The 13117-nt window shown below is 67.2% G+C and carries 13 protein-coding genes; 3 read left to right on the top strand and 10 right to left on the bottom strand.

The features are described 5' to 3' along the window. Positions 1 to 18: 18 nt before the first annotated feature. From phnK to phnC, 9 genes are all read right to left on the bottom strand, one after another. Positions 19 to 840 (bottom strand): phosphonate C-P lyase system protein PhnK, encoded by an 822-nt coding sequence (phnK, locus tag RBB39_RS15855; protein WP_045994228.1) that lies wholly within the window; start codon positions 838 to 840, stop codon positions 19 to 21. Next, positions 837 to 1685 carry an alpha-D-ribose 1-methylphosphonate 5-phosphate C-P-lyase PhnJ gene (locus RBB39_RS15850; protein WP_045994227.1) on the bottom strand — a complete coding sequence of 283 codons (849 nt, stop codon included), beginning with the start codon at positions 1683 to 1685 and terminating at the stop codon, positions 837 to 839. The genes phnK and RBB39_RS15850 overlap by 4 nt, the downstream gene beginning before the upstream one ends. Further along, entirely contained in the window at positions 1682 to 2896 is a 1215-nt protein-coding gene (locus RBB39_RS15845) for a carbon-phosphorus lyase complex subunit PhnI (protein ID WP_083970562.1), read from the bottom strand. Before RBB39_RS15845 ends, RBB39_RS15850 begins: the two co-directional genes overlap by 4 nt. Then, positions 2896 to 3579, bottom strand: coding sequence for a phosphonate C-P lyase system protein PhnH (phnH, locus tag RBB39_RS15840; protein ID WP_083970564.1), 684 nt, complete (start codon positions 3577 to 3579; stop codon positions 2896 to 2898). Before phnH ends, RBB39_RS15845 begins: the two co-directional genes overlap by 1 nt. A 2-nt stretch (positions 3580 to 3581) precedes the next feature. Further along, the gene (gene phnG, locus RBB39_RS15835) at positions 3582 to 4025 is read right to left on the bottom strand and encodes a phosphonate C-P lyase system protein PhnG (protein WP_239452594.1); all 444 of its coding nucleotides are present in this window, start codon (positions 4023 to 4025) and stop codon (positions 3582 to 3584) included. Continuing rightward, positions 4022 to 4789: a phosphonate metabolism transcriptional regulator PhnF gene (phnF, locus tag RBB39_RS15830; protein WP_083970561.1), complete on the bottom strand. Its 768-nt coding sequence runs from the start codon at positions 4787 to 4789 to the stop codon at positions 4022 to 4024. Before phnF ends, phnG begins: the two co-directional genes overlap by 4 nt. Positions 4790 to 4880: 91 nt before the next feature. Further along, positions 4881 to 5675 (bottom strand): phosphonate ABC transporter, permease protein PhnE, encoded by a 795-nt coding sequence (phnE, locus tag RBB39_RS15825; RefSeq protein ID WP_045994226.1) that lies wholly within the window; start codon positions 5673 to 5675, stop codon positions 4881 to 4883. A 90-nt stretch (positions 5676 to 5765) separates the two neighbouring features. Beyond that, a complete protein-coding gene (phnD, locus tag RBB39_RS15820) occupies positions 5766 to 6797 on the bottom strand; it encodes a phosphonate ABC transporter substrate-binding protein (RefSeq protein ID WP_045994225.1) in 1032 nt (343 codons plus the stop codon). Between the two features lie 58 nt (positions 6798 to 6855). Further along, positions 6856 to 7725 carry a phosphonate ABC transporter ATP-binding protein gene (gene phnC, locus RBB39_RS15815; protein WP_045994224.1) on the bottom strand — a complete coding sequence of 290 codons (870 nt, stop codon included), beginning with the start codon at positions 7723 to 7725 and terminating at the stop codon, positions 6856 to 6858. A 411-nt stretch (positions 7726 to 8136) separates the two neighbouring features. Here phnC and RBB39_RS15810 point away from each other — a divergent pair, with 411 nt between their 5' ends. Continuing rightward, complete coding sequence (locus RBB39_RS15810) at positions 8137 to 8556, top strand: glyoxalase/bleomycin resistance/dioxygenase family protein (RefSeq protein ID WP_045994223.1); 420 nt, start codon at positions 8137 to 8139, stop codon at positions 8554 to 8556. A gap of 9 nt (positions 8557 to 8565) precedes the next feature. Here the strand turns inward: RBB39_RS15810 and RBB39_RS15805 are convergent, their stop codons facing one another. Further along, on the bottom strand, positions 8566 to 8838 hold the full coding sequence (locus tag RBB39_RS15805; protein WP_045994222.1) for a hypothetical protein: 273 nt from the start codon (positions 8836 to 8838) through the stop codon (positions 8566 to 8568). A gap of 169 nt (positions 8839 to 9007) precedes the next feature. Between RBB39_RS15805 and RBB39_RS15800 the strand changes: the two genes are divergently transcribed. Both RBB39_RS15800 and rapA read left to right on the top strand, forming a co-directional pair. Continuing rightward, positions 9008 to 9817, top strand: a complete 810-nt coding sequence (locus tag RBB39_RS15800) for a TlpA disulfide reductase family protein (RefSeq protein WP_045994221.1) — start codon at positions 9008 to 9010, stop codon at positions 9815 to 9817. A gap of 343 nt (positions 9818 to 10160) precedes the next feature. Next, positions 10161 to 13100: an RNA polymerase-associated protein RapA gene (gene rapA / locus RBB39_RS15795; RefSeq protein WP_045994220.1), complete on the top strand. Its 2940-nt coding sequence runs from the start codon at positions 10161 to 10163 to the stop codon at positions 13098 to 13100. Positions 13101 to 13117: the final 17 nt, after the last annotated feature.

Raw genomic sequence — 13117 nt, 5'->3', positions numbered from 1 at the left:
ACTCCTGAGCAAGCGAATTCATGGCGTCAGCACCGAGGACACCAGCAGCTGGGTGTAGGGATGCTGTGGATCGTCGAGGATCTGATCGGTCAGCCCGGCCTCCACCACCCTGCCCCGGCGCATCACCATCAGGCGGTGGGCCAGCAGCCTGGCCACCGCCAGGTCGTGGGTGACCAGGATCACCGACAGGCCGAGCTCCCGGGTCAGGGTGCGCAGCATGTCCAGAAGCCGCGCCTGGACCGAGACGTCGAGGCCGCCGGTGGGCTCGTCCATGAACACCAGCCTCGGCTGGGTCACCAGGGTGCGGGCGATCTGCAGGCGCTGCTGCATGCCACCGGAAAAGGTCTGGGGCGCGTCGTCGATGCGCGCGGGGTCGAGCTCGACCCGGCCCATCCAGTCCTGTCCGGCGGCGCGCAGTTCGCCATAGTGACGCTGGCCCAGCGCCATCAGTCGTTCACCGACGTTGGCCCCGGCGGAGACGCCCAGGCGCAGGCCGTCCCGGGGGTTCTGATGGACCAGGCCCCACTCCATGCGCAGCAGGGCGCGGCGGCGTGCCTCGCTGATGGCGTAGAGGTCGAGCGCCTCGTCCTTGCCGGGGGAGCCGCCGACCGAGCCGGCTTCCCCGGCGTGATAGACCACCTGACCGCGATCCGGCGCCTCGAGCCCGGAGAGCACCCGCAACAGGGTCGACTTGCCCGAGCCGGACTCGCCGACGATGCCCAGCACCTCGCCCTGGTGCAGGGTGAAATCGATCTCCTCGCAGCCCTTGCCGGGGCCGTACAGGCGCTGGATGGCGCGGGCCTCGAGCAGGGCGGGACGTTCAAGCTGTGGGCGCTTCATGCCTTCTCCTCGCTGCGGGAGTTGCAGTAGTCGGTATCCGAGCACACGAACATGCGTGCGCCCTGATCATCGATGATGACCTCGTCCAGGTAGCTGTCGGTGGCCCCGCAGATGGCGCAGGGCTCGTCCCAGGCCTGGATCTCGAAGGGGTGGTCCTCGAAGTCGAGGCTCTCCACCCGGGTGTGTGGCGGAATCGCGTAGAGGCGCTTCTCGCGGCCGGCGCCGAACAGCATCAGCGCCTCGCTCATGTGCAGCTTGGGGTTGTCGAACTTGGGAATCGGCGAGGGGTCCATCACGTAGCGTCCGTCGACCTTCACCGGGTAGGCGTAGGTAGTGGCGATATGGCCGTGGTGGGCGATGTCCTCGTAGAGCTTGACGTGCATCACCCCGTACTCCTCGAGGGCGTGCATGACCCGGGTCTCCTCCTCGCTGGGCTCGATAAAGCGCAGCGGCTCGGGGATCGGCACCTGGAAGATCAGGATCTGGTCGGCGCGCAGGGTCTTCTCGGGAATCCGGTGACGGGTCTGGATCACGCTGGCCTCTGCCGTGGCGGTGGTGGTCTCGACCCCGGCGACGCGCTCGAAGAAGGCGCGGATGCTGACCGCGTTGGTGGTGTCGTCGGCGCCCTGGTCGATCACCTTGAGGGTGTCGTCGGCGCCCAGCACGCTGGCGGTCAGCTGCATGCCACCGGTGCCCCAGCCGTAGGGCATCGGCATCTCGCGCCCGCCGAAGGGCACCTGGTAGCCGGGGATCGCCACCGCCTTGAGCAGGGCGCGACGGATCATGCGCTTGGTCTGCTCGTCCAGGTAGGCGAAGTTGTAGCCGCTGTCGATGGCGGTGTTCATCGGACGTTCTCCTGGACGTTCTTGGCCTGGGCGTTCGCGGTCTGGGCTTTTTCGGGATCGGCCTTGTCGCCATCGCCTGGTGCAGGACGTGCGCTGGCGGCTTGGGTGTCGGACACGGCCTCGGCCGTGGCGGCGGTACGCTCGGCGTGCTCACGACGCAGGCGGCGAATCAGCTCAAGCTCCGACTGGAAGTCGACGTAGTGCGGCAGCTTCAGGTGCGAGACGAAGCCCGAGGCCTCGACGCTGTCGGCGTGGGCCAGCACGAACTCGGCCTGCTGGGCCGGGCTCTGGATCGGCTCGCCAAGCTCATCGGCGCGCAGGGCGCGGTCGACCAGCGCCATGGCCATGGTCTTGCGCTCGTTGCGGCCGAAGGCCAGGCCGTAGCCCCGGGTGAACTGGGGGGCGGTGTCACCGCTGCCGGCGAACTGGTTGATCATCTGGCACTCGCTCATGGCGATCTCGCCGACGCACACCGGTCCGTCGAAGCCCTCGACCTCGATCTCGACCTCCACCGCACCCTGGCGGATCTCGCCGGCGAAGGGGTGGTTGCGCCCGTAGCCCCGCTGGGTCGAATAGCCCAGCGCCAGCAGGTAGCCCTCGTCGCCACGCGCCAGCATCTGCAGCCGGGTGGCGCGATCCACCGGAAAGTCGGGGGGATCGCGGGTGATGTCGTAGGGCTCGCTGCCATCGTCCTCTTCCCGCTCGATCAGGCCTTCATGGTTGAGACAGTCGAGGATCTGGGGGCAGGCCTCGAGACCTTCCTCGGCACGCGGCGGCGCCGGTGTGGCGTTCTCGACCTCCTCGCCGGCCAGCAGCATGAAGTCGAGCAGCCGGTGGGTGTAGTCGTAGGTCGGGCCCAGCACCTGGCCGCCGGGCACGTCCTTGAAGGTGGCGCTGATGCGACGCTCTATGCACATGGCGCCGGTATCCACCGGCAGGGTCTCGGCCAGCCTCGGCAAGGTGGTGCGATAGGCGCGCAGCAGAAACACCGCCTCGACGGTGTCGCCGCTGGCCTGCTTGAGCGCCAGGGCGGCGAGCTCGGGATCGTACAGCGAGGCCTCGGCCATCACCCTGTCCACCGCCAGCCCCAGCTGTTGCTGGACCTGGGACACCTCGAGTTCGCGCTGGTCGCGCTCTCCACGACGACGATCGGCCATCCAGCGATGGGCATTGGCGATGGCCTTCTCGCCTCCTTTCACGGCGACATACATCAGGCGGTCTCCTCTTGATGTTCGGCGTCGTCTGTTTCCGCCAATCCAGCTCCGGACAAGCCAGCTCCCGACAGACGGGTGCTGCGGGCGATGGCAGTGAGTCGCGTCCCGCTGCTGATAAAGGCGTCCAGCCCCCGGGGGAAGTGGGCACGATTGGCGGCGAGCACACGCATCAACGGCAGCACGCGCTCGGCGTTACCCAGCGCAAGGCCGCGCTGACCGGGTACCCCGGGACCGGATAACCACCAGTCCTCGCCCTGCGCAAGTGCCTCGACCGTCACGATCAGCGTGGTGCTGCGATCGGGCCAGGCGTCCGAGCCCAGCGCGAAGCCGTCCTCCCGGGACAGGGTGTCGGGGGTCACCAGGGCGAAGTCGGCCTGGGCCGGGTCGTCGGTCAGTCGCGCCCCGGTGTGGAAGGCCAGGGCGGCGGCAAGGTTGGCGCCAGCCAGCTCCTGGTCCACCCACACCCGGGTATCGAGGTCGCACAGTGCCAGCAGCGCGCCCCAGGCGGCGGGCGAGATCGCCGCGCCGGCCGGCAGCTCCGGCAAGACAAGCTCGGTCAGAGTGCCGGGCTCGGACATGGCGCTGAGCAGCTGACGAAACAGCCGCTGGCTGTCGTGAACGGGATCGACGAGTCCCGGCCAGTCGTGGGGCCGGACGGCCTCGGAGGTCTGCTGGGTCATGTTCATTCGCCCCTTACCATGGTGAAGAAGTCGACGCGGGTGGCGGCGGCGGTCTGCGAGGCCTGGTTGCGCTGCTCATCGAGTGCCTGCTCGAGCGGTGCCATCAGTTCGCTGTCGATACGCCTGGCCCAGTGGTCGTGGTGAGCGCAGGCGTCGACCAGGGCGATCAGCTCGGCGTGGGCCTTGTCGCGACCACGCACCCAGCCATGGCCAAGGGTGCCGTCATCGAGGGCGACGCTGGCCCGGGTCAGGGTCATCTCGCCCAGGTTGAAGGCCGATCCACTGCCGCCCATGCGGCCACGGACCATCGCCATGCCGGTCTCGGGGCCACGCACGCAGCGGTGGCTCGCCTGGATGCCCAGGGACTGCCAGCCTTGCGCAAGACGGTCGAAAGGAGTCAACGCGAGCAGGCGATGACGTTGCGTCGGGGTCATGGTCGGTGTCATGAGAAGCCCTCGTCGTCGTGGGACTGCGGACGCTCGTCCGCGGGAAAGTCGAAGTGATAGGCCAGCCGATCGGCCCGTGCCCGACTGACGGAGATCTCCACCAGACGACCATCGGCGTCGACGTTGTCACTGGTCAGCACCACCAGCGGCGCCAGGCGGGCGCACTGCAGCATGCGGCTGTCGTCGGCGTCGGCCTGGACCGCTTCCAGGCGCACCCGGGAGCGCCTCAGGCGCAGCCCGTAGTGCTGGTCCAGCAGCGCCCGGGTCGAACCACCGCGATAGCGATCTAGCCAGCCCGGCACCCGTTCGGGGTCGAACCAGTGGCGCAGCCGCAACAGCGGGGCCCGGTCGACATGGCGCATGGTGTCGACACACAGAAGGCTCTCGCCCGGCCCACGCGCAAAGCGCTGGGCGATGGCCTCCGGCGGCACCGCCAGGCCCTGGGTCAGGCAGCAGGTCTCGGTGGCCAGGCCCAGTTCCGCCAGGTTGTGGGTGACCTTGCTGGCGGCGTTGACCGCATAGTCCAGGCGGCGGTCCACCACCTGGGTGCCACGGCCCTGGTGACGGGTCACCATGCCGGCGGCCACCAGTTCGTCCAGCGCCCGGCGTACGGTGTGGCGGTTGACGCCGAAGCGCCTGGACAGCGCCGCTTCGCTGGGCAGCAGATCGCCGGGAGAGTACTGCGCCCGGACTTCGCGCGAGAGGACATCGGCCAACTGGCGATAGCGCGGCGGGCTGCCTGCCTCGGTCACTTGTCTAGACATCTTCGCTCCAAAAAAGAAGGTATCGGGTGGTGGCCGAAGCCACCGGCAGACCAGCCGTTCTGGTCTGCTTACTCGGCTCTGCTGTGTCAGCCTAGATGAAGCGCTTGCGTACGAACTGCGAGGCCATGTCCAGCGCCGTCACGGCGATGATGATCACCAGCATGATGGTGGCCGTCTCGGCGTACTGGAATCCGCGCATGGTCTCCCACAGCGCCACCCCGATACCGCCGCCACCGACCATGCCGAGCACCGTGGCCGAGCGGATGTTGGACTCGAAGCGATACAGGCTCACCGAGATCCACAGCGGCAGCACCTGGGGAATCAGACCGAACACGATCTCCTCGATGCGCCCTGCTCCGGTGACCCGAATGCCTTCCATGGGCCCGGCCTCGGCGGCTTCCACCGCTTCGGAAAACAGCTTGGCCAGCACCCCGGTGGTGTGGATGAACAGCGCCAGGGTTCCGGCGAAAGGCCCAAGCCCCACCGCCACCACGAACAGCATGGCGAATACCAGCTCGTTGATGGCACGGGTGGCGTCCATCAGTCGGCGCACCGGCTGGTAGACCCACCAGGGCACCAGATTCTCGGAGCACAGAAGGCTCGCAGGAATGGCGACCAGGATGGCCAGCAGGGTGCCCCAGATGGCGATCTGGATGGTCACCAGCATCTGCTCGATGTAGTGGCCGAGGTTGCCGAAGGCCGGGGGAAAGAAGTCGCCGGCCAGGGTCGCCATATTGTCGGCGTTGGTCACCAGCAGGCTCGGGCGCATCTCGACGCCCTGCCAGGACCAGGCCAGCACCGCCAGGCCGACGCCCCACAGCGCCAGGGTGGTCCAGCTACGCTTGGGCGGCAGGCTGATGCCGGAAAGTTGTGTCTGGGTGGTCATGCGTTTTCCTGGGGGAACTTGAGAAAGCGGTGACAGCGTGAGCGGTCCAGGCCGCGCCGGGCCTTCGTCCCGGCGCGGCCTGGCGTCACATCAGCCGGCGTTGGTGGCGGCATCCTCGGGCATCGCCTCGGCGGCCTGCACTTCCTTCATGCGCGCGTCGAGATCGTCGAGCTGGCTGTCGATCTCGGCCAGTCGGGCCTCGCGATCGCCTTCGTCCAGGCTTTCGTCCTTTGCCACCTCGGAGCGCTCCTTGAACAGCGCCAGCTGACGGATCGGCAACAGCTGGTCGTTGTCGGAGGCATCGAAGCCAGACCACTGCAGCGGCTCGAGAATCTGCTGCTCTTCGGCGTCATCGCCGTAGTTCAGGAAGAACTCACGCAGCTTTTCCTTGGTGGCGTCGTCCAGGTCGCCGCGCCACACCAGCGGGTCGGACGGGATCAGCGGCGACTTCCAGATCACCCGCAGCTGCTCGGCCTTGTCCGGCGCGGTCACTTCCAGACGCTCCATGCCTTCGGTATTGAAGGTGGCCACGTCGACCTGCTGATTGGCCACCGCCAGGGCGTTGGTCTCGTGGCTGGAGTTCAGGGTGCGCTTGAAGGCTGACGAGGCGTCGACACCGTTCTTGGCGAAGACGTAGTAGCCCGGCACCAGATAGCCGGAGGTGGAGTTGGGATCGCCGTTGCCGAACACCAGCTCGGAGGCGTTGGCCAGGACGTCATCGACGCTTTCGATGTCGCTGTCCTTGTGGGTGATCATCAGACTCCAGTAGCCCGGGGCTCCGTTGGCCGCCACGGTCTGGGCGAAGATCTCGCCGTCGGCACGATCGACGGCTTCCATGGCCGACTTGTTGCCGTACCAGGCCAGGTCGATCTGATCAAAGCGCATGGCCTGGATGACCGCGGCGTAGTCGGTGGCGAAGAAGGGCTCGACCTCCATGCCGATCTGCTCGGACATATCGGCCAGGAACGGGTCCCACAGCGGCGCCAGATTCTGGCTGGCCTCGGTGGAGATGATGCCGAACTTGAGGGTCTCGGTCTCGGCGGCGGCCAGCTGGGCACTGGCGGCGAGGCCGATACCGGCGATCAATGGCAGCGACAGGCGACGAAAGGATGCGAGAGACATGGGATTCTCCTGAAGGTTATCGGTCGTTGTGGGAACAGGTGTCGCAGGATGTGGTGGCTCAGCTATGGACGACCTGCGCCGACACAGCCGTCTGGGCCTGGGTGTAGCTCGGCTCACGCAGCGGTGACGGCAGGTCGGGTTGACTGCCGGCACGCAGCTCGTCGAGGCCGGCGTTCTCGTACAGGGTCTTGAGGCGTGCGTCGGTCAGCTCGGAGGTCTTGCCGTCGAAGTACAGGCGCCCATCCTTGAGCGCGATGGCCCGGTGGCAGTAGCGCCGGGCGATATCGACCTGATGCAGGGTGATGACCACGGTGCGGCCATCCTCGGCGTGAATCCGCTCGAGGATCTCCATCACCTCCCGGGCGCTGCGCGGGTCCAGCGAGGCGATGGGCTCGTCGGCGAGGATGACGTCGGCGTCCTGCATCAGCACCCGGGCGATGGCCACCCGCTGCTGCTGACCGCCGGAAAGGGTGTTGGCACGCTGGTAGGCCATGCCCTCGAGGCCGACCCGAGCCAGGCACTTGAGGGCCCGTTGGCGTTCCTCGTCGCTGAAACGACCGAGCAGCGCCCGCGCCCGCGGCATGCGCCCGAGCTGGCCAATCAGCACATTGGTCAGCACGCTGAGGCGATTGACCAGGTTGAACTGCTGGAAGATGTAGCCGACCCGGCAGCGCTGGCCACGGCTGGCCCGGCGAAGGCGACCGCTGGCCTGGATCTCGCGCCCCAGCAGGCTGACTCGGCCACCGCGATCACGGTTGCAGCAGGTCAGTCCGACCAGATGACGCATCAGGGTGGACTTGCCGGAGCCGGATGGGCCGATCAGCGCAACGATCTCCCCCGGGGTGATCTCGAAACTGACATCCTCGAGCACTCGGCTATGGCCGAAGTTCTTGTTGAGCCGCTCGACGATGATGGTGGGAATGGACATGACGCCTCTCCTCTAGGAATGGCGCCAGTCTGGACATCAAAGATGAAGGCCAGTTGTCTAGACAATGTCATTGAGATGACAAATTTCCCTGCACACGGAGCAAGCGCTCCGGCATTACCTCGCCAGAGGTATAAAAAACAAGGAGTTGGGGTTGGCTGTCATGCAGCGGTCACGTCATTGCCGCCGATTCGTCATACTCAGGCAGGGCGACCTGTCGACGAAGACGTCGTCCACTTGTACGAAAAGGAAGTTGGACAAGACGCCCTGGAAAGGGCTGCAAGGAGGCACCCGCAAGCGGCCAATCGCCACGCCCATAGCGCCAGGCGATAGAGGCCATAAACAGGCTTGAAGGGAAAACCGGCGGCTTCGGCGCCAGACTGAATCCGACACATGATCCCACGGAGGCATGTCATGCAGCATCTCAGTCTGGAGCCGGGCGCCCTGGAGGTCAGCGACCTGGCGGGAATGCGTCGGTTCTTCGAGACGACACTGGGCCTTCGGGTGCTGGTCGCCAGCGACACTGGGGTGACCCTGGAATTGGGGGGCGGCGAGAACACCCAGGTGCTGATGTTGCTGGCGAGCCACACCCCGACGCCGCCGAGAACACTGAATCTCGAGGTCGACGCCGCCAGCTTTCCTGCGCTGCGTCGACGCCTGGAAGACTGCGGACACGAGTGCGGCTTTGTACAGAGCTGGGAGGGAGACAACAGCACCTCGCGTCAGTGCGCCTTTCGGGTGGTGCTGTGCCGGATGCCGGAGGGGCACTGGCTGAGGCTTACCGCCATCGATCCGGCCCGCTGCGCCTCATCGACCCGAGAGGTCCGGGCCTGACGCTGTTGGTCAGTCATGTCCCTCGTCCCCCTCGTCATCGCCCTCATCATCACCCAACAGCCGCTGGCGCCGTTCGTCACGGAACTTCTGCAGGCGGTTGTTGCGGTAGCGCCGGACGATCGCTACTACCAACGCCACCACCAGCATCAGCCCCAGGGTGAGCCCCTGCCACGGGCGCGGGTGGTCCAGGGTGGTGCCGAGCACAAAGATCATCACGAAGCCGAGGGCCTGGCTGCCGATGGCCAGGGCGCGCAGGGGGTCGAAGGTCTTGGGTGGTGACATCACAGATCCTGATCAGAGAGATGGCTCGAAAACCGATGGCCCGGCAGGCGGCTCGAGATGACAGCGCGCATCGGGCGCAGTAGCCTTGCCGGATCGAGCCCACCAAGTGTACCTGCTCGCCTGCGCATTTTCGTGCTTTCGCGTTTCCCCAATGGAGTTCGCCCCATCCATGGATGCCATCGCCATCGGTCCGGTGCTAGTGAGCCTGCCGCGTCTCTACGCCCTCGTCGTCACCCTGCTGCTGCTGGCCGCCAGCGCCTTCCTGATGGGCCTGCCCCGCCGCCGCCACGGTCGCTGGTTCAACGGCCTGATGCTGGCCTGGCTGGTCGGCGCTCGCCTCGGGCACGTGCTGCCGCACTGGGCCGCCTATCAGGACAACTGGCTGGATATCATCAAACTGTGGCTGCCCGGCTACAGCGGGGTCTGGGGGCTGGTCGCCGCCGCCCTGTGGACCCTGTGGTCACTGCGTGATCGCCTCGGCGCCCTGCTCGGTGCCCTGGGTCTGACGCTGGTCGCCTCGCTTGCCTGGCTGGCGCTGGTCAGCTGGGCGCCGCTGTCGGCAAGTCCGGCGCCACAACGCGTGCCAGAGCTGACCCTGGAAGACGTCGATGGCGCCCCCATCGAACTGGCCTCGCTGGCAGGCGGCCCCACCGGCAAGCCGCTGATCATCAATCTATGGGCTACCTGGTGCCCGCCTTGCCGGCGCGAGATGCCGTTGTTGGCCGACATCGACCAACGCGACGACGTCACCGTGGTCGTGGCCAATCAGGGCGAGCCGCTGGTTCAGGTCGCGCGCTACCTGGACGAGGCCGGCCTGGACTTTCGCTACCCCCTGCTCGACCCGCGCCAGCAACTGCTGGCAGCGAGTCAATCTCCCGGGCTACCCACGACACTGCTGTTCGACGCCGAAGGGAAGCTGCTCGAGCGCCATGTGGGGGAGCTGACCCTGCCTCTGCTGGACGACTGGCTGGCGCGCTGAAACTTTGCCAACCTGAGCACATACTGCAGGTGAACCGCACCCGCAGTCTCAGGGCCGAGGGGGACACCCCGCCTCGGCCCGCCCAACCTGTCTTTTCCTGCACTGACGTAGCCTGAATCCCCCACCTCACGGCCGAGCTCATCGCTGGCCCGGGCACGGCGGCAAGCGCGGGGGCGTTTCGGGAACGCCTCGATGCGAAGGTTTCAGCCGCCATGCGACATCTGATCACGGGCATGACGATGGCGCTTAAGCCAGACTGAAGATTGCTGTAAGATACCGCGCCCTGTCGGCGGCGGGCCTGGCCCGCGACCACGAACCGTAACGACGCATCTCCCGAGGCATCATGAGCGACTTCTCTCCCGGCCAGCGCTGGATCAGCGACGGCGAGGCCGAACTCGGCCTGGGCACTATCCTGAACTGCGACGCGCGCAGCGTCACCGTGCTCTTCGGCGCCAGCCAGGAAACCCGCACCTACAGTACCCGTCTTGCCCCGTTGACCCGAGTCGCCTTCGGCAGTGGTGATCGCATCCAGTCCGCCGAGGGCTGGCAGATGACGGTGGACGACACCAAGGAAATCGATGGCCTGATCGTCTATATCGGCGAAGACGACAAGGGCGAGCTGTGCGAATTGCCGGAGGCCCGGCTGGCCGACAGCATGCAGTTCGACCAGGCCCGAGATCGTCTGCTGACCGGCCAGGTCGATCGCAACGACTGGTTCGACCTGCGCTTTCGCACCCTGCATCACTACCATCGCATCGAGCAGAACCCGGCGCTGGGTCTGGCCGGCCCACGCATCGATCTGATCCCCCATCAGCTGTACATCGCCGACGAGGTCTCCTCGCGTCAGGCGCCTCGCGTGCTGCTGGCCGATGAAGTCGGCCTCGGCAAGACCATCGAAGCCGGACTGATCCTGCATCGCCTGCTGCTGACCGGGCGGGTCGAGCGCGCGCTGATCCTGGTGCCGGCGAGCCTGACTCACCAGTGGCTGGTGGAATTGCTGCGACGCTTCTCGCTGTCGGTGACCCTGCTCGACGAACAGCAGAGCCAGGCCCATGGCGATGCCAATCCCTTCGAGGCCGGCCAGCTGGTGCTGGCAAGCCAGGACTGGCTGTTCGCCAACACCCACCGCCAGCAGCAGGCCGAAGCCTGCGAGTGGGACCTGCTGATCGTCGACGAGGCCCACCACCTGGAGTGGAGCGAGGACGAGGTCGGCCCCGGTTACGCCTGCGTCGAGCGCCTGTCCGGCGCCACCGAGGGCGTGCTGCTGCTGACCGCGACGCCGGAACAGATGGGGCTGGCCAGCCACTTTGCCAGGCTGCGCCTGCTCGATCGCGATCGCTACTCGGACCTGGAGGCCTTCCGCGCCGAAGAGCAGGGCTATGTGGCGGTGGCCGAGGCCATCGACGCCCTGGGCGATGTCGACGGGCCGCTGGATGCCGGCGCCCGGGACACCATCGGCGCGGTCGCCGACGACGGCGACAGCCAGGCGCTGCTGGCGACCCTGTCCAACCCCGAATGCAGCCTGGAACAGCGCCAGCAGGCCAGCGCCCAGCTGCGAGACCAGCTGCTCGACCGCCACGGCACCGGCCGGGTGATGTTCCGCAACAGCCGTCGCCACGTCGGCGGCTTCCCTGAACGTCGCCTGCACGTCGACAAGCTGGAGCTGCCGTCGTCCTATCGCCGAGTGCTGCGTCGCCTGGCGCGGGACGAGGACTACCTCGACGAGCTGCTGATCGAGACCGGCCTCGACCACCCCGAGGTGATGGTCTATCTGGACGGCATGTACAGCGCCCTGACCGAGGATCCGCTCAACGCCGAACCCTGGTGGCAGTTCGACCCCCGGGTGACCTGGCTGCTCGAACGGCTGACCGAGATGGGCGACGACAAGGTCCTGGTGATCGCCCACGACCGCGAGACCGCCCAGGGGCTGTCCGACGGCCTGCGCGTGCTCGGCGGAGTACAGGCGCCGGTGTTCCACGAGGACCTGTCGCTGGTCGAGCGCGACCGTGCCGCCGCCGCCTTCGCCGATGACGAGGACGGCTGCCAGGTGCTGGTGTGTTCCGAGATCGGCTCCGAAGGCCGCAACTTCCAGTTCTGTCGTCATCTGGTGATGTTCGACCTGCCGCTCCACCCGGACCAGCTCGAGCAGCGCATCGGCCGTCTCGATCGCATCGGCCAGCGCCACGCCATCGAGATCCATGTGCCGGTGTTCGAAGGCAGCCCCGGCGAGAAACTGCTGCGCTGGTATCAGGAGGGGATGGACGCCTTCAGTGCGCCGCACGGTATCGGCAATGACCTGTTCGACGCCTTCGGCGACGACCTGGCCGAGAGCCTGCTCGACGACGAGGCCCTGGAAGAAGTCATCGGCGAGACCCGCGCGCTGTTCGACGCCAAGCTGGCGGAACGCGACGCCGGTCGCAATCGCCTGCTGGAGCTCAACGCCTGCCGTCCCGAGCGGGTCGAGTCGGTCAAGCAGGGGATCGTCGAACTCGACGAGGACCGCGCCCTGCCACGCTACCTCGACCAGGCGCTGGACATCTTCGGCGTCGACAGTCGCGAACTTGGCAACGACCTGACCCTGCTGTCACCGGGCTCGCACATGCTCGACGGCCTGCCAGGGCTGGTGAAGGGCGAGGAAGGCTTCACCGTGACCACCTCGCGCTCCCGCGCGCTGGCCCGGGACGACGTCCAGCGGCTGTCCTGGGAACACCCGCTGCTGCGCGAGATGATGGGCCGCATCCTCGACGGCAACATGGGCAACACCGCCCTTGCCCTGCTCAAGCATCCGGCGATCCCTGCCGGCCGGCTGATGGCGGAGCTGGTGTTCCGCACCCACTGTCCGGCACCGAAGCGCCTGCACCTCAATCGCTTCCTGCCGCCCACCGCGGTGCGGGTGCTGCTCGACGAGTCCGGCGCCAACCTCACCGACAAGGTGTCTTTCACCGGTCTTTCGAAGAACCTCAAGAAGGTCAAGAAGGCGGTGGCGCGGGACCTGATCAAGAGTCGTCACGACCAGCTGCGAGACCTGCTCGACAGCGCCGAGGCCGAGGCCCAGCGAGAGCTGCCGACGATCGTCGAGGCCGCCCAGGTGCGCATGCGCCAGACGCTGGACAACGAGCTGACCCGACTCGAGGCCCTGGCACAGCGCAACCCGTCGGTACGCGAGGACGAGATCACCGCCCTGCGCGACGAGCGCCAGGCGCTGGACCAGGCCATCGAAGGCACCCGCCTGCGCCTGGACGCCGTGCGTGTGATCGTGACCATCGACGACGACAGCCGCTAAGGGTGGCCCCGCGCTGC

Source organism: Halomonas sp. MMSF_3323 (assembly GCF_030733595.1).
Classification (GTDB): domain Bacteria; phylum Pseudomonadota; class Gammaproteobacteria; order Pseudomonadales; family Halomonadaceae; genus Halomonas; species Halomonas litopenaei.
Note: the sequence above shows the minus strand (reverse complement) of the source record. Positions and strands in the feature narration are given on the sequence as shown.

What these genes read in the sequence shown, in the direction of transcription:
- phnG (WP_239452594.1), bottom strand. Translation starts at nt 4,025, where the DNA reads ATGACACCGACCATGACCCCGACGCAACGTCATCGCCTGCTCGCGTTG.
- rapA (WP_045994220.1), top strand. Translation starts at nt 10,161, where the DNA reads ATGAGCGACTTCTCTCCCGGCCAGCGCTGGATCAGCGACGGCGAGGCC.
- RBB39_RS15800 (WP_045994221.1), top strand. Translation starts at nt 9,008, where the DNA reads ATGGATGCCATCGCCATCGGTCCGGTGCTAGTGAGCCTGCCGCGTCTC.
- RBB39_RS15810 (WP_045994223.1), top strand. Translation starts at nt 8,137, where the DNA reads ATGCAGCATCTCAGTCTGGAGCCGGGCGCCCTGGAGGTCAGCGACCTG.
- RBB39_RS15845 (WP_083970562.1), bottom strand. Translation starts at nt 2,896, where the DNA reads ATGTATGTCGCCGTGAAAGGAGGCGAGAAGGCCATCGCCAATGCCCAT.
- RBB39_RS15805 (WP_045994222.1), bottom strand. Translation starts at nt 8,838, where the DNA reads ATGTCACCACCCAAGACCTTCGACCCCCTGCGCGCCCTGGCCATCGGC.
- phnF (WP_083970561.1), bottom strand. Translation starts at nt 4,789, where the DNA reads ATGTCTAGACAAGTGACCGAGGCAGGCAGCCCGCCGCGCTATCGCCAG.
- phnD (WP_045994225.1), bottom strand. Translation starts at nt 6,797, where the DNA reads ATGTCTCTCGCATCCTTTCGTCGCCTGTCGCTGCCATTGATCGCCGGT.
- phnH (WP_083970564.1), bottom strand. Translation starts at nt 3,579, where the DNA reads ATGACCCAGCAGACCTCCGAGGCCGTCCGGCCCCACGACTGGCCGGGA.
- phnK (WP_045994228.1), bottom strand. Translation starts at nt 840, where the DNA reads ATGAAGCGCCCACAGCTTGAACGTCCCGCCCTGCTCGAGGCCCGCGCC.
- RBB39_RS15850 (WP_045994227.1), bottom strand. Translation starts at nt 1,685, where the DNA reads ATGAACACCGCCATCGACAGCGGCTACAACTTCGCCTACCTGGACGAG.
- phnC (WP_045994224.1), bottom strand. Translation starts at nt 7,725, where the DNA reads ATGTCCATTCCCACCATCATCGTCGAGCGGCTCAACAAGAACTTCGGC.
- phnE (WP_045994226.1), bottom strand. Translation starts at nt 5,675, where the DNA reads ATGACCACCCAGACACAACTTTCCGGCATCAGCCTGCCGCCCAAGCGT.